At 70.1% G+C, this 22,373-nt stretch carries 20 protein-coding genes; 8 read left to right on the plus strand and 12 right to left on the minus strand.

Annotation, left to right across the window (positions count from 1 at the left end; translation table 11 throughout):
- The 3 genes from ACIBX3_RS05885 to ACIBX3_RS05895 all read right to left on the minus strand — a co-directional run bounded on the left by ACIBX3_RS05885 (position 1) and on the right by ACIBX3_RS05895 (position 2,044).
- Positions 1 to 627 carry a DUF3618 domain-containing protein gene (locus tag ACIBX3_RS05885; RefSeq protein ID WP_397113564.1) on the minus strand — a complete coding sequence of 209 codons (627 nt, stop codon included), beginning with the start codon at positions 625 to 627 and terminating at the stop codon, positions 1 to 3.
- Entirely contained in the window at positions 624 to 1,004 is a 381-nt protein-coding gene (locus ACIBX3_RS05890; RefSeq protein ID WP_397113566.1) for a phage holin family protein, read from the minus strand. Before ACIBX3_RS05890 ends, ACIBX3_RS05885 begins: the two co-directional genes overlap by 4 nt.
- Positions 1,005 to 1,279: 275 nt before the next feature.
- Positions 1,280 to 2,044 carry a class I SAM-dependent methyltransferase gene (locus ACIBX3_RS05895; RefSeq protein WP_397113568.1) on the minus strand — a complete coding sequence of 255 codons (765 nt, stop codon included), beginning with the start codon at positions 2,042 to 2,044 and terminating at the stop codon, positions 1,280 to 1,282.
- A 49-nt stretch (positions 2,045 to 2,093) separates the two neighbouring features.
- Between ACIBX3_RS05895 and ACIBX3_RS05900 the strand changes: the two genes are divergently transcribed.
- Together ACIBX3_RS05900 and ACIBX3_RS05905 are read left to right on the plus strand one after the other, a co-directional pair.
- A complete protein-coding gene (locus ACIBX3_RS05900) occupies positions 2,094 to 5,156 on the plus strand; it encodes a DEAD/DEAH box helicase (protein ID WP_397113570.1) in 3,063 nt (1,020 codons plus the stop codon).
- Positions 5,157 to 5,158: 2 nt separating this feature from the next.
- Entirely contained in the window at positions 5,159 to 5,923 is a 765-nt protein-coding gene (locus ACIBX3_RS05905; RefSeq protein ID WP_397113572.1) for an SWIM zinc finger family protein, read from the plus strand.
- A gap of 11 nt (positions 5,924 to 5,934) precedes the next feature.
- Here the strand turns inward: ACIBX3_RS05905 and ACIBX3_RS05910 are convergent, their stop codons facing one another.
- The 7 genes from ACIBX3_RS05910 to ACIBX3_RS05940 form a co-directional block, all read right to left on the minus strand.
- Positions 5,935 to 6,873 (minus strand): diacylglycerol/lipid kinase family protein, encoded by a 939-nt coding sequence (locus tag ACIBX3_RS05910; protein ID WP_397113574.1) that lies wholly within the window; start codon positions 6,871 to 6,873, stop codon positions 5,935 to 5,937.
- 46 nt (positions 6,874 to 6,919) lie between these two features.
- Positions 6,920 to 9,664 carry an immune inhibitor A domain-containing protein gene (locus tag ACIBX3_RS05915; protein WP_397113576.1) on the minus strand — a complete coding sequence of 915 codons (2,745 nt, stop codon included), beginning with the start codon at positions 9,662 to 9,664 and terminating at the stop codon, positions 6,920 to 6,922.
- Positions 9,665 to 9,785: 121 nt separating this feature from the next.
- A complete protein-coding gene (frdD, locus tag ACIBX3_RS05920; RefSeq protein WP_397113578.1) occupies positions 9,786 to 10,127 on the minus strand; it encodes a fumarate reductase subunit FrdD in 342 nt (113 codons plus the stop codon).
- On the minus strand, positions 10,124 to 10,552 hold the full coding sequence (locus ACIBX3_RS05925; RefSeq protein ID WP_397113580.1) for a hypothetical protein: 429 nt from the start codon (positions 10,550 to 10,552) through the stop codon (positions 10,124 to 10,126). The genes frdD and ACIBX3_RS05925 overlap by 4 nt, the downstream gene beginning before the upstream one ends.
- On the minus strand, positions 10,549 to 11,328 hold the full coding sequence (gene sdhB, locus ACIBX3_RS05930; protein WP_397113582.1) for a succinate dehydrogenase iron-sulfur subunit: 780 nt from the start codon (positions 11,326 to 11,328) through the stop codon (positions 10,549 to 10,551). Before sdhB ends, ACIBX3_RS05925 begins: the two co-directional genes overlap by 4 nt.
- Complete coding sequence (gene frdA / locus ACIBX3_RS05935) at positions 11,321 to 13,054, minus strand: fumarate reductase (quinol) flavoprotein subunit (protein WP_397113584.1); 1,734 nt, start codon at positions 13,052 to 13,054, stop codon at positions 11,321 to 11,323. The genes sdhB and frdA overlap by 8 nt, the downstream gene beginning before the upstream one ends.
- A 6-nt stretch (positions 13,055 to 13,060) precedes the next feature.
- Complete coding sequence (locus ACIBX3_RS05940) at positions 13,061 to 13,294, minus strand: hypothetical protein (protein ID WP_397113586.1); 234 nt, start codon at positions 13,292 to 13,294, stop codon at positions 13,061 to 13,063.
- A 523-nt stretch (positions 13,295 to 13,817) separates the two neighbouring features.
- On the opposite strand from ACIBX3_RS05940, the gene ACIBX3_RS05945 reads away from it, so the two are divergent.
- From ACIBX3_RS05945 to ACIBX3_RS05955, 3 genes are all read left to right on the plus strand, one after another.
- A complete protein-coding gene (locus tag ACIBX3_RS05945) occupies positions 13,818 to 14,195 on the plus strand; it encodes a hypothetical protein (protein WP_397113588.1) in 378 nt (125 codons plus the stop codon).
- A gap of 86 nt (positions 14,196 to 14,281) precedes the next feature.
- Complete coding sequence (locus ACIBX3_RS05950; RefSeq protein WP_397113590.1) at positions 14,282 to 14,479, plus strand: hypothetical protein; 198 nt, start codon at positions 14,282 to 14,284, stop codon at positions 14,477 to 14,479.
- On the plus strand, positions 14,479 to 14,766 hold the full coding sequence (locus ACIBX3_RS05955; protein WP_397113592.1) for a hypothetical protein: 288 nt from the start codon (positions 14,479 to 14,481) through the stop codon (positions 14,764 to 14,766). The genes ACIBX3_RS05950 and ACIBX3_RS05955 overlap by 1 nt, the downstream gene beginning before the upstream one ends.
- Here the strand turns inward: ACIBX3_RS05955 and ctaD are convergent.
- Positions 14,730 to 16,448 (minus strand): cytochrome c oxidase subunit I, encoded by a 1,719-nt coding sequence (gene ctaD / locus ACIBX3_RS05960; protein WP_397113594.1) that lies wholly within the window; start codon positions 16,446 to 16,448, stop codon positions 14,730 to 14,732. The genes ACIBX3_RS05955 and ctaD overlap by 37 nt on opposite strands.
- A 200-nt stretch (positions 16,449 to 16,648) precedes the next feature.
- On the opposite strand from ctaD, the gene ACIBX3_RS05965 reads away from it, so the two are divergent.
- Positions 16,649 to 17,869, plus strand: coding sequence for an aminotransferase class I/II-fold pyridoxal phosphate-dependent enzyme (locus ACIBX3_RS05965; protein ID WP_397113596.1), 1,221 nt, complete (start codon positions 16,649 to 16,651; stop codon positions 17,867 to 17,869).
- Here ACIBX3_RS05965 and ACIBX3_RS05970 read toward each other — a convergent pair.
- Positions 17,866 to 18,417 (minus strand): hypothetical protein, encoded by a 552-nt coding sequence (locus ACIBX3_RS05970; protein WP_397113598.1) that lies wholly within the window; start codon positions 18,415 to 18,417, stop codon positions 17,866 to 17,868. The two genes, ACIBX3_RS05965 and ACIBX3_RS05970, sit on opposite strands and share 4 nt — an antisense overlap.
- Positions 18,418 to 18,487: 70 nt before the next feature.
- Here ACIBX3_RS05970 and ACIBX3_RS05975 point away from each other — a divergent pair, with 70 nt between their 5' ends.
- Positions 18,488 to 19,849 (plus strand): FAD-binding oxidoreductase, encoded by a 1,362-nt coding sequence (locus ACIBX3_RS05975; RefSeq protein ID WP_397113600.1) that lies wholly within the window; start codon positions 18,488 to 18,490, stop codon positions 19,847 to 19,849.
- A gap of 180 nt (positions 19,850 to 20,029) precedes the next feature.
- Positions 20,030 to 22,363 (plus strand): protein kinase, encoded by a 2,334-nt coding sequence (locus tag ACIBX3_RS05980; RefSeq protein ID WP_397113602.1) that lies wholly within the window; start codon positions 20,030 to 20,032, stop codon positions 22,361 to 22,363.
- Positions 22,364 to 22,373: the final 10 nt, after the last annotated feature.

Consider the following 22,373-nt stretch of genomic DNA (forward strand, 5'->3'; position numbering starts at 1 on the left):
CTACTTGCCCTTGCGGCGCCTCACCATGCGGCGCACCACGAAGGCGACCACGGCGCCCGCGGCGGCGATGAGCAGCACGGGCCGCTTCTTCGCCTCCTCTGCCGCGTCCTTGACCCGGTCGGGCGTGGCGTCGCCGACCTTGCCCGTCACCTCCGCAGTCTTCTCCTTCACCGCCTCGGCCGCGTCGGACGCCTTGGTCTTCACGGCCTCGGCGGCTCCGGCCGCCTTGTCCTTGGCCGTCTCGGCCGCGCTGCCGGCCCTGCCCTTCACGTCGGCCTTGCCGGCCAGCGCGCTGACGGTCTCGCCCAGCTGTTCTCGCGTTTCCTTGATGTCCTTGCGCACGTCGCCCTCTTCCTCATCGGCGTCCCCGCGCGCCCCCGTCAGCGACTCCTCCTCGGTACGCAGGCTCTCCTGAGCCTCCGACCGTTCGTCCTTGATGGGGGATTCGGGGATGAATGTCTCGTGTTCCTGACGGGCGGCCTCCGCCTGCCGCGCGTTCTCTGCCGCACCCGGCCGCGTGGGAGGCACGTTGATGGACTCGCGCTCCGTCGGCGTGCCCACGGTCGCTCTGCGGGCGCCGACGTCACCGGCGTGCTGCTCGCTGTATCCGGGGTCGGTCTCGCTCATCGCCGTGCCCTCTCCCTGACCATGTCGACATCGGCCTTGACGCTCGCGATGGTCTCCTCAGGGACCACCGGCCCGGCTCGTTTGACCTGGTTCTTACCGATCAGGCCGAGCACGGCGGCGACGACGAACAGGGCTCCCGCCACGATCGCGGCAGCCGCCCAGCCGGGCATGACCAGAGCGAGGAGCAGGACGACGGCCGCCACCAGCGCGGCGCCGCCGAGGAACGCGACCGTACCGGCCGCCCCGAACAGGCCCGCGCCGAAGCCGGCACGCTTGCCTTTCTCCGCGAGCTCCATCCGCGCCAGGCGGAACTCATCCTTGACCAGCCTGGTGACCTGCTCGGAGAGGTCGTGGACCAGCTTCTGGGTGTCGTTCACGACTTTCGCCTCCTCCGCTGAGGAAGGCGACTACCCAGGCAAAGGGCCTTCTATCACCCGCTATTTGCGCTTAGCGGCCTTGAACAGGAAACCGAGAGCCGAAAGTACGGGGTCCTTCGACACCTCGCACCAACTGTCCGGCTGCTTCGGCTTGCTCCACGGGGACGGGAGCTCGCACGGCGGAGCCTGCGGCTTGGGCCGTTCACACCACGATCCGGGAGGGTTCATAGCTTAATTCTACAACTTCAGGAGCAACTTATATAAGTTCCCCCGCATTACCGGACATTTTTGGATCGGCCCTTTTCGCAGACGAGGTGGAGGAGCGGGGCCACCCCTCGGTAGGGGTCGGTCCTGCCGGCCCGGTCCTCCGCCTCCAGCAGGTCGTCGAGGGCATCGGGGACCGGCGCGTCGCCGGGCGCGGCGTCGCTGAGCACGCGTACGCCGTACCACTGCCGCACCTCCAGCCCCTGTACGGCCAGCCGTCCGGTCAGCTCCCCCAGCCGGTCGGCCCTGGCCGCGACGCCCAGCCGGTTGACGTAGCGCGTGTCGTCGAACGCCCGCCGGGCCTCCGCCCAGTCGCCCAGCAGCGCGGGGCGCAGGGCCAGGGCGTCGCCGTTGCGTACGAGCAGGGAGAGCAGGCCGCCGGGGGCGAGCACGCGGGCCATGGCGGCGAGCAGCGGATCGGGGTCGTCGAAGTACATGAGCACGCCGTGGCACAGGACCGCGTCGAAGCTCCCCGGCTCGAACAGCTCGCCCAGGCGCTCGGCCGCGGCCTGGACCGTCGTGATCCGCATGCCGGGCCGGATCCCGGTCTCCAGCAGGTCCAGCAGGTCGCGCGAGGCGTCCAGGGCCGTCACGCGGTGGCCGCGGGCGGCCATCCTGAGCGCCTGGGTGCCCTGGCCACAGCCGACGTCCAGGAGGCGCACGGGGGTCGCCGGGAGGTGCTCGCCGAGCTGTCTGGTGACGAGCTCCTGTCTGACCACGTCGCGCAGCGTCCCCAGCCGCTCCCGCCATCTGTCCTCTGCCCCCGAGAAGCGCATGTCAGGATCCTAGACGGGACTGATCTTCCGTGGCCGGAGGTAATCTGCCGTGGTGCTGGTACACGGGGTTTGGGCGGCGGACGGACTCGCCTTCTGGGCGGAGACCACCGACGACCCGCATCCGCAGGCCGGCCGCCCGCGTCGGGGCGACGGGCCGCGGCCGCATCCGTTCGCCGTGGCCGCGTCCGGTGTCGCCGCCGCGCTCGGGCTCGACGACGCGCCGGAGCGGACGCTGGAGCTGCTCCTTCCGGGGTCGGTCAAGGAGCCGCTGCCCTCGCCCGAGACCGGACGCCTGTCCGAGGTGACCCGGCCGCGGTTGCACCTGTGGCGGGTCCCGGTCGTCGTGCCGCCCGCCGCGGTGGCGCTGCGGGTGACGGCAGAGCACACCGGCACCGCCACCATGCGCCACTGGGCGGCCGTGGCCGGCTTCGCCCGCGACCTGGTACGCCGCGGCCGCGTCATCCCCCGACTCATCCCCGCCCCGGCCGTCCCCGCGACCCCGTCCACCGGCGCTCTCAGGGAGAGCGCCGCCGATGTCGGAGACGCCGCGGCAGAACGCGACGACCGCGGTGGCGTGGGCGGTGGCGATGTGGCGGAGGGGGGCACGGGCATGTGGGCGGTTCCCGGAGCGGAGGCGCGCGCCGTGTGGCGGCCCGTGGTCACCGGGGTCGATGCCGGATATTTCCGGGAGCTGGCGCTGGCCATGCCACCCGCGTGCCGTACCTCCCACATCGAGCGCCCCTCCGCCGGCGTCCTCCGAGAGGCCCTGGAGGCGTTCACCGACGCGTACGTCCGTCAGACCCTCACCGATCCCCTCGTCCCCCACCCCAGGACCCTCCAGGACCGCTGGCTGGCCGCGCTCACCGGCGGCGACCCCGCCTGCCCGGACGTGCCCGAGCTCCGCCGCGAGCTGGAGAAGTGGCACGCCGCCGCGACGGCGTCCGAAGGCGCGGCGCACGTGTGCTTCCGTCTGCTGGAGCCGCGGGACACCGACGACTGGCGGGTCGAGCTGGCGTTGCAGGCCGCCGACGACCCCAGCCTCTACGTCCCCGCGGCCGAGGTCTGGAGCGGGGAGCGGGTGCCCGGCCTGCCCGCCGCCCCCGAACGCGAGCTCCTGGCCGGCCTGGGCCGGGCCGTCCGGCTCTACCCGGAGCTGGACCGCGCCCTGCGCGTGCCGCGGCCGAGCGAACTGGCGCTGGACACGGCGGGGGCGTTCGGGTTCCTGCGGCAGGCGGCGCCGTTGTTGCAGGCGGCCGGATTCGGGGTGCAGCTGCCCCGCTGGGCCGGGCGTACCAAGCTGGGGCTCAAGCTGACCACCAGGACCAAGGCGCAGACCGCGGCCGTGGGCCAGGGGTTCGGGATGCGGGAGCTGGTCGACTTCCGCGTCGACCTGGCGGTGGGCGACGAGACGATCAGCGAGGCGGAGCTGGCCGAGCTGGCCAGGCTCAAGGTGCCGCTGGTCAGGGTGCGCGGCCAGTGGGTCGAGCTGGACGACAGGCAGCTGAAGGCCGCGCTCAGGGCCGTGGGGGGCGAGCGTACGGGCGAGGCCACGGCGGCCGACGTGCTCAAGCACGTCATCAGCGCCGATCTCTGGGGCGACGACGAGCTGCCGCTGCTGGAGATCGACGCCGACGGCGTGCTCGGCGACCTGCTGTCCGGCCAGGCCGAGCGGCGGCTCATACCGATCGCGACCCCGGCCGGGCTGGACGCCACGCTCCGCCCCTACCAGGAGCGCGGCCTGGCGTGGCTGAGCTTCCTGTCGGAGCTGGGGCTCGGCGGGGTTCTGGCCGACGACATGGGGCTGGGCAAGACGGTCACCACGCTGGCCCTGCTCGTCCACGAGCGGGCCGGCGCGCCGACGCTGCTGGTGTGCCCGATGTCGCTGGTCGGGAACTGGCAGCGGGAGGCGGCCAGGTTCGCGCCGGGGTTGCGCGTCTACGTGCACCACGGCAGCGGACGGGACGCCGCGCTCATCGGGGACGCCGACCTGGTGATCACCACGTACGGCACCGCGCACCGCGACCTGGAGACGCTCAAACAGCACGAATGGCGCCGGGTCGTGTGCGACGAGGCGCAGGCGATCAAGAACAGCGGGACGCTGACGGCCCAGGCCGTGCGGTCGATCCCGACGCCCACCAGGCTCGCTCTGACCGGCACCCCGGTCGAGAACCACCTCGCCGAGCTCTGGTCGATCATGGAGTTCGCCAATCCGGGCCTGCTGGGGCCGCGCTCGCGGTTCAGGACCAGGTTCCAGGAGCCCATCGAGGCCCGGCAGGACGAGGAGGCCGCCCGGGCGCTCAGACGGGCGACGGGCCCGTTCATCCTCCGCCGCCTCAAGACCGACAAATCCATCATCTCCGATCTGCCGGAGAAGATGGAGGTCAAGGAGTGGTGCCCGCTCACCCCGGAGCAGGCCTCGCTCTACCAGGCGGTCGTGGACGACATGCTGGCCAGGATCGACGACAGCGAGGGCATCGAGCGGCGCGGCCTGGTGCTGGCCACCATGGCCAAGCTCAAGCAGGTCTGCAACCATCCGGCCCACCTGCTCAAGGACGGCTCCCGGCTCGCGGGCCGGTCCGGCAAGCTGGCCCGGCTGGAGCAGCTGGCGGAGGAGATCCTGGCGGAGGGCGAGAAAGCCCTGCTGTTCACCCAGTACGCCGAGTTCGGGACGATGCTCCAGCCGTACCTGGCACAGCGGCTGGAGCGGCCGGTGTTGTGGCTGCACGGCGGCCTGCCGAAGAAGACGCGTGACCGGCTGGTGGACCGGTTCCAGCAGGACCCGGAGCCGATGTTGTTCGTGCTGTCGCTCAAGGCGGCCGGCGTCGGGCTCAACCTGACGGCCGCCAGCCATGTCGTGCACGTGGACCGCTGGTGGAACCCTGCCGTCGAGGACCAGGCCACCGACCGCGCCTTCCGCATCGGCCAGCGCAAGAACGTGCAGGTACGCAAGCTCATCTGCGCGGGCACCCTGGAGGAGCGCGTGGACGAGATGATCGAGCGAAAGAAGGCCCTGGCCGAGCGCGTGGTCGGCACCGGCGAGGAGTGGCTCACGGACCTGTCGACGGACGAGTTGCGCGAGGTGTTCCGCCTGACCGCTGAGGCGGTGAGCTGATCGTGGCGTGGTTCGACGGCGGCAGGCCGATCAGGGTGGAGGGCGGCATCAGGGCCCGTTCCCAGCGCGGTTCGATCGGCTCGACCTGGTGGTCCAGGCGTTTCATCGACATCCTGGAGCGCATCTGCGACAAGGGGCGGCTCTCGCGCGGGCGGACGTATGCGCGCCAGGGTCAGGTCCTGTCGATCGACCTGTCCGCGGGCGAGGTCAGGGCCGCCGTGCAGGGCTCGCGCCGCGACCCGTACGAGGTCGTGATCAGGATCGAGGCGTATGCCGAGAGCCGGTGGGCCGCCCTCGAGGAGGCCATCGCGGCGCAGGCCGTCTACCGGGCGAAGCTGCTGGCCGGGGAGATGCCGGTCGAGATCGAGGAGCTGTTCGCCGCTATGGGGACCGACCTGTTCCCGCGCGACCTGGACATGGAGTGCTCGTGTCCCGACTGGGGCTTCCCGTGCAAGCACCTGTCGGCGGTGCTCTACCTGCTGGCCGAGTCGTTCGACGAGGACCCGTTCCTGGTGCTGGCCTGGCGCGGGCGCACCAGGGAGCGGTTGCTGGGATCGCTGGCCGCCGAGGAGGCCGGCGAGCCGGAGGTGGCGGACGTGCCCTTCGCGGACCGTCTGGCCGACTTCTACGCCCCCGGCGCGACGGCGCACCGGCCCGAGCGCCGCACCGCGGCCGCCGCACCGGACCTCCTGCTGCGGGTCTTCCCGCCGCCAGGCGACCTGGCGCGCGTGCTCGGCCCGGCCTACCAGCGGCTCGCCGGCTCCTGACGCACGTCCGGTCAGCGGTCCTCGAAGGAGGCCGGCACCATGACGCGGACCCCGTTCGGGACCACGCGGAGCCTGATCGGGGTGCGAAGGCGCACCTCGCCGTCCACGTCGGCGGCCATCGGCGGATCGGTCTCCAGCAGCATCTCCCGCCCCATCACGAACGGCCCGCCGGCGAGGCTGCGCCACCGGCCGGTGGTGGCCCTGATCAGGGTCTCACCGAGCAGCCGCAGCTTCTTGCCCGACCCGAGCTGGTAGGCCACCAGCATGCCGTTGTCGATGCTGATGTCCTTGGCCACCTGCCAGCCGCCGTGGAAGCGGCCGTTGGCGATGTTGAGCTGGTGGGTGAGCAGCTCGTGGCGCTGCCCCTCAACCGTGATGTACGCCCGGAACGGCCGGTGGTTCGGCAGGATCGTCAGCGCGGTCAGCGGGTAGGCCGGCCGCCCCACGATCCGCTTGAGCCACGGCTTGACCTTGCCCGCCACCTCGACCGACACGCCGAAGCTGGCCAGGTTGGCGAACGGCCGGTCGTCGGCCATGCCCAGGTCGATGTCGGCCACCTTGCCGTCGGCGAACACCCGGATCGCCCCGGCCAGGTCGAGCGGCAGGCCGAGGCTGCGGGCGAAGTTGTTGGTGGTGCCGAGCGGCAGCACGCCGAGCGCCACGTCGCGGTGTGCCACATGGCGCACGGCCGAGGAGAGCGTGCCGTCGCCGCCGCCCACGATGAGCAGGTCAGGGTCGGTGGCCAGGGCGGTGTCGAGCAGGTCGCGCAGCCGCTTGGGGTTGTAGACCGACAGCTCGACCAGCGGCTCGAACCCGAGGTTGTGGATCTGCTCGATCACCTCGAAGTAGTGGCGGCGGCCCCGGCGTGAGCGAGTGTTCACCACCACCGCCACCCGGCGATCCCGCCGGATCGCCTCGGTGTGCTCGGACTTGGTGCGCAGCTCGCTCATGGTCATCAATCGTAGGGCCGCCGGGGACCCCCGGCGGCCCACTCATCTACTTCTTGGGCGGGACAACCTGGACGACAGCCCCCAGGTTCCCCGGAAGCGGGCTGACCAGCTTGAACTGCACGCCCAGCGCCTTGCCCTCGTCACCAGGGTTGCCGGTGCCGAGCACCGAGCCGGCGGCCACCTGGCCGTACAGCTCCGCGGCAGGGGTGCCGTCCGCGTGCACCACGCGGGTGGTGTACGTCTGGTCGCCCTTCGACGGCACGACCACCGAGGCGTCGAAGTCCCGGAAGGCGAGCGCGCCGTTGAGCAGCTCGACGCCTGGGTACCACGTCTTCGCGTCGGTGAAGTGCGGCACGCCCTTCTGCGCGGGGAAGTCCGTGCAGTACTCGCTGAACGGCTCGTCCGCCGCCTCCAGGCACTCCTTGAACGGATACGTCTTGCCGAAGCCGAACGCGGCGTTCGAGGTCTGCGCGCGCCCCTGGAGGTTCTTGTTGGCCGCCGGGTCCTTCTCGGCCGCGACCCCGGTGCGGCGCAGCGGCTCGTAGTGCGAGTCCACGACCAGCAGGCTGCCCTTGGGACCCAGGCTGGGCGGCAGCTGCAGGGTGCTGCCGATGTTGTTCGTGGTGAACGTCGAGTCGCGGTACCACACCAGCAGGCCCGGCGCGTTGTACTTCAGCTTCTGCACCTTCCACGAGCCGTCACGCAGGTAGTCGGTGTCGTAGGCGTACTGCAGGCCCTTGTCGAAGCCGTCGAAGTTGCGCCACTCGGCCAGGTAGAACCGGGAGATCTCGCGCTCGCCGTTGTTACGCGTCCAGCCCTGACCGCTGGTGTTGGTGAACGTGCCGCCGACGGCATTCCACCCGTTGTCGCCGCCCTCGACGTCGTCGCTCCACACGGCCGTGCCGCCGTTGGTGAGCTGGAAGTCGTCGGCGTGCCAGCCGCGCGGGGTGAAGGCGGCGTCGGTGTTGTACGTCAGCCGCAGCTTGATCGTCTGCCCGGCGAACGGCGTCAGGTCGACGTAGTCGTGCCGCCAGCCGTCGGTGTTGCCGGTGAGCCCGTACTTCTTGCCGCCGAACGCCTTGAGGTTCTTGTTCGGGTCCGGATAGTCGTCGGGCGTGGTGACCTCGGTGCCGGCCTCGTTGAAGACCTTCTGCTGGGCCCAGGTCTCGCCGCCGTCGGTCGAGACCTCGACGAAGCCGTAGTCCCAGTCTTCCTCGATCTCGTAGTTGTTCCACATCCAGAACTTGAGGTCGGTCCCGGCGGGGACGGGCAGGTCGCGGGTCAGCGTGACGTTGGCCCATTCCTGGTCCAGGTTCGTCCACCAGGCGTTCGTGCCACTGTGCGGGTCGATCATCTTCAGCGGCGTGGAGGCCAGGTTCACCCGGACGCCGTCGGCGGTGAGCTTGGGCGTGCGCGAGGACTGGCCGACCGTGACGAGCCTGGCGGCGTCACCCGGGTCGAACGTCTTCGGGTTCGCCCAGCCGAGCACCCACTTGTCCCACAGGCCCATGTGCGTCGGCATCGACTGGAAGATCGGCCCGCTGTGCGAGCCGCTGGACATCAGGTCCCAGAAGTCGACGGCCGAGCTGGCCTGGCCGGAGGTGTCGTACAGGTCGGGCAGGCCCAGGTCGTGGCCGTACTCGTGGGCGAAGACGCCGACGCCGGAGTCCTCGGGCTGCACGATGTAGTTGGAGATCTTCTTGTCGGTGCCGGGGACCTTGTAGCCGCCCGCGACCGCGCTGGAGTGCGCCCAGATGGCGTAGGTGCCCTCGGCACCGCCGTCAGCGGACTTGTCCTTGCCGGCGTGCACCAGCACCAGGTGGTCGATGACGCCGTCGGGCTCCTGGAAGTCGCCGTCGCCGTCGGCGTCGGAGATGTCCTCCAGGTCGTAGTCGGCCCACGGGAAGCCCGGCTGGGCCTGCGCCAGGGCGTCCACCGAGTCGATGGCGAGCTGCTGGGCGCCGCGTTCGTTGGCGGGGTGGCCGGACATGTCCTGCGGGACGCCGCCGCAGGCCGCGGCGCCGTACCACGCCTCGGAGTGCGGGACCTTGATCCAGCCGACCGCGGAGCCGGTGACGGAGTAGGCGCCCTTCGACATCTCCTCGTACATCTTCTTCATCGTGAAGCCGGAGATGTCGATGCCCGGCTTGCCGTCGCGCGGGTCCTTGAGGTCGGGGCGGACGCGCTCGGTGATGCCCTTGTCGCTGTAGAGCATCTTGTTGAAGTGCTCGGGGCTGAAGTCCTTGACCCAGAAGGAGTTGTTGTCCTTGCGCGGCAGGGTCGCCGGGTCGGGGATGTTGTTGTGGAGAGGGCCGTTCTTGACCGTGCCGGGCGGCTCGACCACGCAGTCGTCGGGCTGGCTGCTGACCGTGCGCAGCCGGTTGAAGCCGGAGAAATCGTCGTTGGCCTGCTCGTTGAACTCGACGAGCAAGGTCAGGAGTTTGGCCGTGCGGGTCTGCTTGGAGTTCTTGAAAATCCATTCAGCCGGGTTGCGGCCGGTCCTGACGGCCTCGTTCTCGCGGGCCGCGAGAACGCGGCCGGCTGCCGGATTCCCGCTGCTGAATTTCCGGTCGGCCTTCTCCGCCGGGGAGAGCGAGCGTGCGCTCTGGCCGGCGAGGCGGGGCTCTTCGGGATCTTTCTCGACCTGGGGCGGGGCGTAGTTGATGTAGAAGTCCGAAGCCGCGGGCTCGTACGTCGCGGCGGAGACCGCCTGTGCGCTGGGCACGGACAGAGCGGCGCCGAGGAGGGCGAACGCCGGAAAAGCTGCTAATAAGCGCTTCGTACTGGGCACCAGGAACCCTCTCTGCCCGGGGTCGCCGGGCGCATGGCCATAGGGTGTGCAATGCCGGACGCTAGAGCTTCACTCAACTGGTCGTAAAGTACGTTGTTGAAATGTGATCAAACTACGACATTTAGAACATCAGCGTTGCGGCCAGGACCCCGCCCGTGACCGCGCCGCCGTAGCAGATCACCGCGATGACCATGTCGAACCTGGCGATCCCCAGCAGCTCCTCGCTGGTGAACCTGATCCGGTGCGCGGCGTGGAAGAGACACAACACCACGATCACGAGCAGCACGAGCCGGACCAGCACGTTGTCCAGCAGCGCCCGCAGATGCCCGGCGGACGGCCAGTCGACCACGCCGAGCGGCATGAGCACCCCGAACAGCAGCACGAGCACCGGCAGCGTGAGCGCCGCCACCACTCCCCCGCCGCTGAACAGCAGCCACAGGTACGGCTCCGGCGTGCGCTTCATGGCGACCTCAGGACGAAGTAGGCGATCACGATCGAGACCAGCGCCCAGAGCGAGTGGTTGCCGCCCTGGATCATCCAGGCGGGCACCCGCCAGCCGTCCAGGCGGACGACGGTGGCCTTGGGCGCGAGGTTGAGGAACGTGACGGCGTGGAAGGCGGTCGCGGCCAGCGCGACCACGTTGATCGCGATCATCCACGGCCGGGCGGCCAGGGCGGCGAACTCCTGGAGCGTGCCGCCGCCGACGGCGTCGATGAGCATCAGCAGGAAGACGATCGACCAGGCCACGAGGACGCTGGTCAGCTCGCGCAGCACGAAAACGGTGTAGCTGCGGGTGCGGGTGAACCACAGGTTGTCGCGGCGCGGCCGGTAGGCGGCCGACGTGGTGCGTACGGCCGCGCTGGGCGTGATCTTGTCCTCGGTCGTCATCGCTTGCTCCACGGCAGGACCGAGCGCACGGCGGCGGTCAGCTTGTAGCGCTGGATGGCCTCGGCCGGATCCACGTGCTTGGGGCAGACCCGGGTGCACTCGCCGACGAACGTGCATCCCCACACGGCCTCGTCCAGGTTGAGCATGTCGAACCTGTCGCCCATGTCACGGGAGTCCAGGTTGTAGCGCTGGGCCAGGGCTATGGCGGCCGGGCCGAGGAAGTCGGGATCGAGCACGTAGACCGGGCAGGCCGAGTAGCACAGCAGGCAGTTGATGCACATGCTGTACTGCTTGTACGCCTCCAGCTGCTCGGGCGTCTGGGCGTACTCGGTGGTCAGCGGCAGCTCCTCGCCCTCCCTGACCAGCCAGGGCCGCACGGACGACAGCTTGGCCAGGAAACCGTCGATGTCCACGACCAGGTCCCTGATGACGGGGAAGCCCTTCAGCGGCTCGATCCTGACCGGGCCGCCGCCGTACTCGGCGAGGAAGGTGCCGCAGGTCAGCCTGGCCTCGCCGTTGACCGTCATGCCGCACGAGCCGCACACGCCCATCCGGCACGACCAGCGGTAGGACAGGCTCCCGTCGAGCTGGTCCTTGATGTAGTTGAGCCCGTCGAGCACGGCCCAGTCGTCCATGAGGGGCACGTCGTACCCCTGGAGGACCGGCTCGGCGTCCTGCCCGGGTCGGTAGCGGGCGACCTCCATCCTGATCGTCCGCGTGCCCGCCGCCTGCTCGACCCGCTCCGTCGTGTCAGGCGCGCCCATGGGTTCAGTCACGGCCGTACACCCTTTCTCCCGGGGGCCAGCGGGTGATCGTCACGGGCAGCAGCGTGACCGACGGCGTGCCGTCGGGCGCGCGGTGCACCAGCGAGTGCGCCAGGTAGGCGTCGTCGTCCCTGGCGGCGAAGTCGGTGCGCTGGTGCGCGCCGCGCGACTCCTCCCTGTTCAGCGCGCAGGCCGCGATCGTCTGGGCGATCTCCAGCATGGCGTGCAGCTCCTGCAGGTTGATCAGCTCGGTGTTGAAGGCGGTGCTCGTGTCCTCGACGCGGGCCTCCTCCGCGCGCTCGCGCAGGTCGGCGAAGGTGTCGACGGCCTTGGCCAGCACGTCGCCCGAACGGTAGATGCCGGCCGCCCCTTCCAGGGTGTGCTGCATCGACTCGCGCAGGTCGGCGATCCGCTCACCGGTCCTGCTGCCCTCGCGCGCGCGTTCCAAGCGCCGCCGCTCGTCGTCTCCCTGGCTGCGCGCCGCCGCCGCCTCGCCGCCGGGGTGGGATCGCGCGAACTCGGCGGCGGCGGCCCCGGCCCGGCGGCCGAAGACCAGGCACTCCGGGAGCGAGTTGGAGCCGAGCCGGTTGGCGCCGTTGATGCTCACGCAGGCGGTCTCGCCTGCCGCGTACAGGCCCGCGATGGGGGTGGCGCCGTCGATGTCGGTGTGGACGCCGCCCATCATGTAGTGCACGACCGGGCGTACCGGGATGAGGTCGGTGGCCGGGTCGAGGTTCTGGTAGCTCTTGCACAGCTCCCGGACGAACGGGATGCGGGTGTCGATCTTGTCCTCGCCCAGGTGGCGCAGGTCCAGGTAGACGACCGGCCCGTACGGGGTGTCGACGGTGCGGCCCTTCTCCTGCTCGTGCACGAACGCCTGCGAGAGCCGGTCGCGCGGCCCCAGCTCCATGCTGCGCAGTTTCGGCGTGGGCGTGGGCTTGCCGAGATCGTAGTCCTGCAGGTAGCGGTAGCCGTCCTTGTTGATCAGCCAGCCGCCTTCCGCCCTGGCCGCCTCGGTGATGAGGATGCCGGTGAAGGGCAGGCCGGTCGGGTGGTACTGGACGAACTCCATGTCCTTCAGCGGGGCGCCGGCGCGGTAGGCCAGGGCCATGCCGTCGCCGGTCTTGATGGCCGCGTTCGTGGTGAAGGGGAAGATCCGGCCGCAGCCGCCGGTGGCCAGGATGACCGTCCTGGCCGGAATGGTCTCGATGCGGCCCGTCCTGATCTCGACGGCCACCACGCCGTGGACGCGGCCGTCGTCGACGACGAGCTTGGTGACGAACCATTCGTCATACCTGATGATGTCCTGATATTTCAGGCTTGTCTGGAAAAGAGTGTGCAGCAGGTGGAAACCGGTCTTGTCGGCGGCGTACCACGTGCGCATCTTCTTCATGCCGCCGAACGGGCGCACGGCGACCCGCCCGTCCGGCTCGCGGCTCCACGGACAGCCCCAGTGCTCGAGCTGCATCAGCTCGCGCGGCGCCTCGTACACGAACGCCTCGACCGCGTCCTGGTCGGGCAGCCAGTCGCCGCCGGAGATCGTGTCGTAGCAGTGCTCGTCGAGCGTGTCGTCGAGGCCGATCACCCCCGCCGCGCCACCCTCGGCGGAGACGGTGTGGCTGCGCATCGGATAGACCTTCGACACGACCGCCACCTTCAACGACGGATCCGCCTCGGCGACCGCTATGGCCGCGCGCAGACCCGCCCCTCCTCCCCCGACGATCAGCACGTCGATCATTGGCACTCAGCTCCCGTGGTCGGGTTCTACCTGGTCCTTTACCCGCTTACCGTCGTGACGAATGGCAGACAGATGGATGCTGCCGTCGTGGTACTCGTGGCGGATCCTGCGGCAGCCGCAGTCGAAGAGCTGGTCGCGGATCAGCAGGCCGTAGCCGTCGTCGTCGAGGAGACGCTCACCGCCGACCTTCTTGCCGCAGGGCGCCGTCTCAGGAGAGAAGGGAGTTCTTGTTCCTGTCATCGCCGGTCTCCCTGGAAGGGACGAACGTGATTTCCACACAAGCACCAATGGGCGACTTCTGGAAGACCGTGAATATGACCTGTCCCAAATCATTGGGAATGTCGAATTATCACAACATCTATTGATGGCGGGAAATCGCCACCATATCGTACGCGTGGATCATGCGATCGGTGCGGAAAGCCGTGCCTGACGAATGGGGGACACATGATCACATCTACGCTTGCGCTCAATCGCCTGGAGCCGACGGGGCACGGCTGACCATCGATCTCCCGCTGGAGGCGGGAACCCTGGAATGGCACGGGCACACCAGGATCGCGGCGCCGGGGCTCCTGCGGGCCTTCAGCCTCGCGCCGGCGGGCCACGGCAAGGCCGTTCCCACGCACATCTTCCCCGGCGGGCGGGCCGAAACGTTCCGCCGCCGCGATACGACCTGCGGCTGTACGAGGCGGCCGACCGGTCGAACAGCTGCCTGGTATGGGCGGGGCCGTACCACGAGGCCACCACCTGGTTCGGGGGCGCCACGATGACGCCCCGCGTCCAGGTCGGCACACAGCAGTTCGGGACGCAGGTGTTCGGGGTCAACGACCGGGTCCTCGTCATGGCGAAAGACGCGCGCACGGCCCGCGAGTCCCTGCCCGGCTGGGGCATGACCAGGGACGGCATGGAGATCTGGAAGGACGCGCCGGCCCTCGACCCCGAGCAGAAGGCGGCGCTGGCGGGCCACGCCGTACGAGTGGCGCTACACCTTCGCGAGCCCGACCGCGGTCTTCACGGTCATGTTCCCGAAGGACGGCACCGAGGCCGGCGTGAGCAGGGAGGCCGCCGGCGACGCCATGGTCGAGGCCGTCCTGGACGGCGTGCTGAACCCGGCAGCGACCGCCTGGCCGCTGGCCGTGGATGAGACGGAGACGGGTTCACCCCGGTTGCTCGGCGGCGTAGCGTTGTCGTGGCGGGGCGCCCGGCTCGTCGCCGGCGGTAGGAGAGGGTATGAGACGTCTGCTCGTCGTCCTCGCGGTGGTGCTGCTCCCGTTCTCGATCGCCTCCCCCGCCGCGGCGAAGCTGGTGGAGCGGGGCACGCTGACCGGCCCAGGTCTGTCGCGGCCCATCGAGATCAAGCCCGGCACCGCGACCGGCGACCGGCGGCTGAACACCGTCCGCACCGGCACCGCGGTCAACAACACGTGATGGCGGAGCTGCCCGACGTGTTCTCGGCCAAGCGCCCGAAAGGCCGGCTCGGGCCCCGCTTCCAGATCGACTGGTACGAGCCGGGCGACGACCGGCCGGTCGTCGTCCAGTACGTCTACCCGTACGCGGGCGAGCGCCCCGTCGTGCACACGCCCGCGCAGAAGAACGTCGTGAGCCCCGGCTGGATGCGCGCTCCGGCGTACCTCAAGAGCACGCTCAGGGCGCTCGGCCTGCCCGCCAGGCCTCCGGCTCAGGCGCGGCCCTCCCCCTCTCCCTCGTGCTCGTGAGGGCCGATCTCCGGAGTCTCGCCCTCCTCGACCGCCGACGGCTGCTCGGCGATCTCGCGGGGATAGTGCAGGTCGAAGGCGGGCCGCTCGGAGCGGATGGGCGGGATGCTGGTGAAGTTGTGCCGCGGCGGCGGGCAGGAGGTGGCCCATTCCAGTGAGTTGCAGTAGCCCCACGGGTCGTCGAGCGTGACCTTGGGCGCGTGCCTGGCCGTCTTGAACACGTTGTAGAGGAAGGGCAGCGTGGAGGCGCCGAGCAGGAACGCGCCGACGGACGAGACCTGGTTGAGCCAGGTGAAGCCGTCGGCGACGCCGTAGTCGGCGTACCTCCTGGGCATGCCGAGCTGTCCCAGCCAGTGCTGCACCAGGAACGTGGTGTGGAAGCCGACGAACAACGTCCAGAAGTGCACCTTGCCGAGGCGGTCGTCGAGCATCCTGCCGGTCATCTTCGGCCACCAGAAGTAGAAGCCGGAGAACATCGCGAACACCACGGTCCCGAAGACCACGTAGTGGAAGTGGGCGACCACGAAGTAGGTGTCGGTGATGTGGAAGTCGAGCGGCGGCGAGGCCAGGATGACCCCGGTGAGCCCGCCGAGCAGGAACGTCACCAGGAAGCCCACGGCGAACAACATCGGCGACTCGAACGACAGGTGCCCCCGCCACATGGTGCCGATCCAGTTGAAGAACTTCACCCCGGTCGGCACCGCGATCAGGAACGTCATGAAGGAGAAGAACGGCAGCAGGACCTGCCCCGTCGGGAACATGTGGTGCGCCCACACCGTCATCGACAGCCCGGCGATCGCGATCGTGGCGCCGACCAGCCCCATGTAGCCGAAGATCGGCTTGCGGCTGAAGACCGGGATCACCTCGGTGATGATCCCGAAGAACGGCAGAGCGATGATGTACACCTCGGGGTGGCCGAAGAACCAGAACAGGTGCTGCCAGAGCAGCGGCCCGCCGTTGTCCCCCACGAAGACCTGCGTGCCCAGCTTGCGGTCCGATTCGAGCACGAGCAGCGCGGCGGCCAGCACCGGGAAGGCCATCAGCACGAGCATGCTGGTCAGCAGCGTGTTCCAGGTGAACAGCGGCATGCGGAACATCGTCATGCCGGGCGCCCGCATGCCGATGATCGTGGTGATGAAGTTGACCGCGCCGAGGATCGTGCCGAGCCCGGACAGCGCCAGCCCCATGATCCACAGATCGCCGCCGATCTGCGGCGAGTAGATCGACGTCGACAGGGGCGTGTACGCGAACCACCCGAAGTCGGCCGCCCCGCCCGGCGCGAAGAACCCCGACACCACCATCAGCCCGCCGAACAGGAACAACCAGTACGCGACCGCGTTCAGCCGGGGGAAGGCGACGTCGGGCGCCCCGATCTGCAGCGGCATCACCACGTTGGCGAAACCGGCGAACAGCGGCGTGGCGAACAGCAGCAGCATGATCGTGCCGTGCATGGTGAACAGCTGGTTGTACATCTGCCGGCTGACGAGATCCATGCCGGGCTGGGCCAGCTCGGCCCGGATGATCATGGCCATGACGCCGGCCACGAGGAAGAACCCGAACGAGGTGATCAGATACAGGTACCCGATGACCTTGTGGTCGGTCGTCGACAGCCAGGAGGTGATGACGGTCCCGGTACGGCGGCGCCGGACCTGCTCGATCGAGGGCTCGCGAACGGTCGTCACGGCTGCTCCCTCCACAACGGAGATTTGCCTGCCCCGATCTACCCATTGCACGCCAAGCGCAGCCGCGCGTGAAGTCGTTCTTTGACATTCCCCGCCGGATACTTTGCCCGCGCTGTGTCCCACATGCCGGATGATGACCGGCCCCTCCCGCACGGTCTTCTATCCTTACGGTCTCGGACCGATTCGGAGGAGAGATCTCTGTGACCGCTCAGCGTGACTACGACGCCCTCGTCCAGCGCGGGCTCTCGCTCGACCTCACCAGGGGCAAGCCGTCACCGCGCCAGCTCGACCTCTCCGACGACATGCTCGAACTGCCGGCGTCCTACCGGGCGGCCGACGGCACCGACGGCCGCAACTACGGCAACCTGCAGGGCTTGGCGGAGCTGCGCGAGCTGTTCGCGCCGCTGATCCAGGTGCCCGCCGAGCAGCTCGTCGTGGGCGGCAACGCCAGCCTGGCGCTCATGCACGACACGGTGGTGCACGCGCTGCTCACCCCGATGCCGGGGGCCGAGCGCCGCTGGGTGGAGGAGCCGGAGGTCACGTTCCTGTGCCCGGTGCCCGGCTATGACCGGCATTTCACGATCTGCGAGCGGTTCGGGATCAAGATGGTCCCGGTGCCGATGACCGCCGACGGCCCCGACATGGACGTCGTCGAGCGCCTCGTCGCCGCCGACGCGAGCGTCAAGGGCATGTGGTGCGTGCCGAAGTACAGCAACCCGTCCGGCATCGTCTACAGCGACGAGACGGTCCGCAGGCTGGCCACCATGACCACCGCCGCCCCCGATTTCCGGATTTTCTGGGACAACGCCTACGCGGTGCACCACCTCACCGACACCCCGGCCGAGCTGGCCGACCTGCTGGCGCTCGCCGCCGGGCACGGCAACGCCGACCGGGTGTTCGTCTACGCCTCCACGTCCAAGGTGACGCTGGCCGGCGCGGGCGTGTCGTTCTTCGGCTCCTCGCCGGCGAACGTGAAGTGGTTCCTGCACAACACCGCCAAGCAGTCCATCGGCCCCGACAAGATCAACCAGCTCCGGCATGTGGAGTTCCTGCGTGACGGCGCCGGCGTCGCCGCGCACATGCGGCGCCACGCCGACCTGATCGGGCCGAAGTTCGAGCTGGTCGACAAGGTGCTGACCGAGCGGCTCGGCGACCTCGCGACCTGGACGAGCCCCAAGGGCGGCTACTTCATCAGCCTGGAGGTGCCGCACGCGGCCGAGGTGGTGGCCAGGGCCAAGGCCGCGGGCATCGCGCTGACGCCCGCGGGCGCCACGCACCCGTACGGCGCGGACCCGGACGACCGCACGATCAGGATCGCCCCGACCTACCCTGAGCTGGACGAACTGGAGCAGGCCATCGAGGGCCTGGCCGTCTGCGTCCGCCTGGTCCGCTCCCTTGGAGCAAGGCTAACGCGGGGCTAACGCGAGCCGCGGAAGCCGAAGATGTATTCGCGCGTCTCGCTCGGATGGAACGAGACGCCGACCCCCGGCTCGTAGACGACGTTGTCGCGGGCGCAGTAATAGAGGTTCTCCCAGACGGTCAGGGCCTTCTCCCTGGCCGGGGCCTCATGGTTGTCGCGCTTGCGGGCGCCGTACGAGCCGATCACGTTCAGCAGGCCGAGCCCCCAGAACAGGCCGGTCAGGCAGAACGGGGCGAGCAGCACCTCGCCCCACTTCGGGTCCTGCCCCATCGCGATCACCAGCGACACGACCAGGTGGACCAGGGCCGCCGCGCCGAGCAGGATGTAGCCCTGGTTCCTGGTCCACGGCGTGTAGTGGCGGCTGGGGAAGGACAACCAGACCGCGAGCTGCGTCCGGCTCATGACATGTTTCGACGCGCCCAGCGTCGCGGCCATCGGCAGGTCGGCGACCTCCCGCGTACCGGGCAACCTGACTCTCCCGATCTTGTACGTGGTCCCCGCGGCGACCGCTCCCGGGACCGCTACGACCTGGTCGGTCTCCGAACACACCGGGCACCTGACTTCCACCTGGGCAGTTTGTCCTTAAGGAGCACTCTGTGCAAACCGTAGGGTGCATGATGTGAGACCGATCGATGCCTTGATGGACGCCCTGCCCGATGGCCGCGTCCTGACCGACCCCGACGTGATCGACTCCTACGCCCGCGACCGGACGTTCCTCGAGCCGGGAAAGCCGCTCGGCGTGGTGCTCGCGGCCTCCCGCGACGACGTGGTCACCACGATGAAGTGGGCGAGCGAGCACCGGGTGCCGGTGGTGCCGCGGGGAGGGGGCACCGGCCTGGCGGGCGCGTCCGTCGCCGGTGACGGCGCGATCATCCTGTCGCTGGCCAGGATGACGGCGATCAGGGAGCTCTCCCCCGCCGACGAGATCGCCGTCGTCGAGCCCGGCGTCATCACCGCCGACCTGGACCGGGCCGCCAGGAAGCACGGGCTGATGTACGCGCCGGACCCGTCGTCGTACGAGATCTCCACGATCGGCGGCAACCTGGCCACCAACGCCGGCGGACTGCGATGCGTGAAGTACGGCGTGACCAGGGACTCCGCGCTCGGCCTTGAGGTCGTGCTGGCCGACGGCCGGATACTGAACACCGGCCGGCGCACCATGAAGGGCGTCACCGGCTACGACCTGACCGGCCTGTTCGTCGGCTCGGAGGGCACGCTGGGCGTGATCACCGCGGCCACGGTGCGGCTGCGCCGTGCGCCGTCCGGCCCGCCGGCGACGTTCGCGGCCGAGTTCGGCTCGCTCAGGGACGCGGGCGCGGCCGTGTCGGCGATCATGGCGGCCGGCTGCCAGCCGTCGCTCATGGAGCTGCTCGACCGGGCCACGCTGGAGGCCATCGACGACATGCGCACCTTCGGGCTGGAGGCGGGCACGACGGCCATGCTCATCGGCCAGTCCGACGCGGTGGACGGGCAGGCGGTGGCCGAGCGCATGGAGCGCATCTGCATGGAGAACGGCGCCTCGTTCGTGGCCGTGTCGTCCAGCCCGCAGGAGGCCGAGGAGCTGATCGGGCTGCGCAGGATGGCGTACGACGCCAAGGAGCGGCTGGGGGCGTGCCTGGTGGAGGATGTGTGCGTGCCGCGGTCCGTGCTGCCCGAGATGATCATCGCCATCGAGGCGGCCGCGGTCCGGCACGGGGTGAAGATCTGCACGGTCGCGCACGCCGGGGACGGCAACCTGCACCCGGTCTTCATCTTCGACCGCGGGACGGTGGAGCCGCCTCCCGAGGTGTGGGCGGCGGCGGACGACGTGTTCACGCACGCGCTGGAGCTGGGCGGCACGCTCACCGGGGAGCACGGGGTGGGGCTGCTCAAGCAGCGGTGGCTGGCGATGGAGGCCGGGCCGGTGGCGGCGGAGGTGCAGCGGGGCATCAAGGCGGTCTTCGACCCGCTGGGCATCCTGAACCCCGGCAAGGCGATCTGACCGGCGGGCCGCCGAGGGCTTGACCAAGCCGTGACCTTGGGCGTCGCGACGTACACGACCTGCGGCGCGAGACTGACTCACCTCGTCAAAAGACGAAACTTCTGACACGTCCGGCAGACGCCCCAAGCGTCACGCTGGTAGCGTTTTGCCTCATCTATTGGGTTGTGATGGGGGTCCGACGTGAATCAGTTCCAGCCGTTGGCGGCGGACGACCCGCGACGGCTGGGGGCGTACGACATCGTCGCCCGGCTCGGCGAGGGCGGCCAGGGCGTTGTCTATCTGGGCAAGAGTGACTCGGGGGAACAGGCCGCGGTCAAGCTGCTGCACCACGCCCTGGTGGCCGACGCCGACGCCAGGACCCGGTTCCTGCGCGAGGTGGCGGTGGCGCAGCGGGTCGCCCGGTTCTGCACCGCTCCCGTGCTCAACGCCGACTTGGACGGGAGCCGGCCGTACATCGTGAGCGAGTACGTCCCCGGGCCCTCCCTGCGCGAGCTGGTCATCAACGAGGGTCCGCGACGGGGCGCGGCGCTGGAACGGCTCGCGATCAGCACCGCGACCGCGCTGGCCGCCATCCACCGCGCGGGGATCCTGCACCGCGACTTCAAGCCCGCCAACGTGCTCATGGGCCCCGAGGGGCCCGTCGTGATCGACTTCGGCATCGCCCGCGCCCTGGACTCCCCGGGCGCCACGGCCACCGGCATGGCCATGGGGACGCCGTCGTACCTGGCGCCTGAGCAGCTCAGCGGCGCACCGGTGTCGGAGGCGGCCGACGTGTTCGCGTGGGGCGTCACGATGGTGTTCGCCGCCACCGGCAAGCCCGCGTTCGGGGCGGACTCCATTCCCGTGGTGATGAACCGGATCCTGAACGAGGAGCCGGAGCTCGGGGCGATGGAGGGCGAGCTGGGCGAGCTGGTGGCCGCCTGCCTGTCCAAGGACCCGGCGCGACGTCCGACCGCCGACGACCTCGTCCTCCGCCTCACCGGTCAACCGGCCCCGAAGTCGGCTATCGAACCGGTAGCGGGCCGGCAGCTCCCTGGCGCGGCCAACGCCGGAGCAGCCGCCGCCAACCCTCCCGGCACCGCCCCTCAGGCGGGTGGCGGCCCTCAGCCGGGCCAGGACGCCTACCCTGGCCCCTGGACGCAGCCGACCGGTCCCCAGCCCACGGCGCCTCCGCAGACGGGCCCCTACGGCCGCCCGGCCGCGGCCGCGCAGCCCGGCCCCGGCCAGGGCGCCTCCCCCATGGGGAGCGGACCCGCGGGCGCCTCTTCCCACGGCGGCCCACAGCCCGGGCCTTCTCATGGTCCTCATGCCGGGATGCCCGGAGCGGCCGGCGGCCCGCAGCCCGGGCCTTCTCATGGCCCTCATGCCGGGATGCCCGGAGCGGGCGGCGGCCCGCAGCCCGCGATGCCGGCCGGCGGCCCGCACGCGGCCGCTCCGCACGGCGGCGGCGTTCAGGGCGGTCCGACCGGCGGCGGCCAAGGCGCCGCGTCCGGCATGCCCGCCCACGGGCCCTTCCAGGGCGGGCACGGCGGGTCGAACGGACCTGGCGGACCCGGCAACGCCGGCGGACCTGGCACGCCGGTCGGCCCTCATGGCCAGGGTGGGCAGAGTCGGCAGGGCGGGACTCCGGCGCCGGGTGACGGCGCGCCCGGCAGGCAGCGGCGCACCATGACTCTCGCCCTGTCCGGGGCCGCCGCCGCGGCGCTGCTCGTGGTCGCCGGCGTCGCCGTGGTGCAGGCGAACAGCAAGCCGGTCACGGTCGTCGCCGTGGACGGTTCGACCCAGTCCACTCCGGGCGACGGCTCGGGCGCCGGTCAACCGGGCGAGCCGCCGTCAACCGAGCAAACCCCCGCCCCGGTGGTCCCCACGGACAGTTCTGTGCCGGAGCCCACGCTCGACGTCGAAGTGACCGAGGAGACCAAGAAGCCGAGGAAGAAGCAGACCGAGCAGCCGGTCGCCTCGGTTCCGACGGTCCCTGTTCACACCGGCGAGCCGAAACCTCAGACCACGACGAAGAGGGCCGAGCCTTCGCCGACCCCCACCCCGAGCAAGAAAAAGAAGACGAATGCGGTCGATCCGGAAACGGAGCCGACCTCAGCGCCGACCACTCCCCCGGTGGGCACGGACGCGCCCACCGTGAAGCCGACTCAGAAGCCGACGACCAAGCCCACCAACGCCCCTTCGAAGCCCAACCCGTACAAGCCGACCGCGGTCTGCGGTGCCGGCTACAAGGTCGTGGCATCCCGCGCTCTGGGCTTCGATGCCACGGTGTACCTCCTGTACAACGCCGGCGCCCGCAAGAACTGCGTGGTCACGATGTCGCGCTTCGTATATCCACGCAGGGTGCAGATGAACGCGACCCTCCAGGTCAAGGGCGGCTCCAGCGGCCAGAACCCGGGCAATTTCACCGCCTACGCGGGCCCGGTCCGTCTGGCGGCGGCCAAGAAGTGCGTGATCTGGGGTGGTTCGTGGGCGGAGAAAAGCTGGAAGTCGGGCTGGAGCCACTGCAAGTAGTACGCGTTCT

Source organism: Nonomuraea sp. NPDC049480 (assembly GCF_044465905.1).
In the GTDB taxonomy this organism is placed as follows: domain Bacteria; phylum Actinomycetota; class Actinomycetes; order Streptosporangiales; family Streptosporangiaceae; genus Nonomuraea.

Coding starts and splice junctions, on each gene's coding strand:
- ACIBX3_RS05885 (WP_397113564.1), bottom strand. CDS start 627: ATGAGCGAGACCGACCCCGGATACAGCGAGCAGCACGCCGGTGACGTC.
- ACIBX3_RS05895 (WP_397113568.1), bottom strand. CDS start 2,044: ATGCGCTTCTCGGGGGCAGAGGACAGATGGCGGGAGCGGCTGGGGACG.
- ACIBX3_RS05910 (WP_397113574.1), bottom strand. CDS start 6,873: ATGAGCGAGCTGCGCACCAAGTCCGAGCACACCGAGGCGATCCGGCGG.
- frdD (WP_397113578.1), bottom strand. CDS start 10,127: ATGAAGCGCACGCCGGAGCCGTACCTGTGGCTGCTGTTCAGCGGCGGG.
- ACIBX3_RS05925 (WP_397113580.1), bottom strand. CDS start 10,552: ATGACGACCGAGGACAAGATCACGCCCAGCGCGGCCGTACGCACCACG.
- frdA (WP_397113584.1), bottom strand. CDS start 13,054: ATGATCGACGTGCTGATCGTCGGGGGAGGAGGGGCGGGTCTGCGCGCG.
- ACIBX3_RS05940 (WP_397113586.1), bottom strand. CDS start 13,294: ATGACAGGAACAAGAACTCCCTTCTCTCCTGAGACGGCGCCCTGCGGC.
- ACIBX3_RS05945 (WP_397113588.1), top strand. CDS start 13,818: ATGACGCCCCGCGTCCAGGTCGGCACACAGCAGTTCGGGACGCAGGTG.
- ACIBX3_RS05950 (WP_397113590.1), top strand. CDS start 14,282: ATGAGACGTCTGCTCGTCGTCCTCGCGGTGGTGCTGCTCCCGTTCTCG.
- ACIBX3_RS05955 (WP_397113592.1), top strand. CDS start 14,479: ATGGCGGAGCTGCCCGACGTGTTCTCGGCCAAGCGCCCGAAAGGCCGG.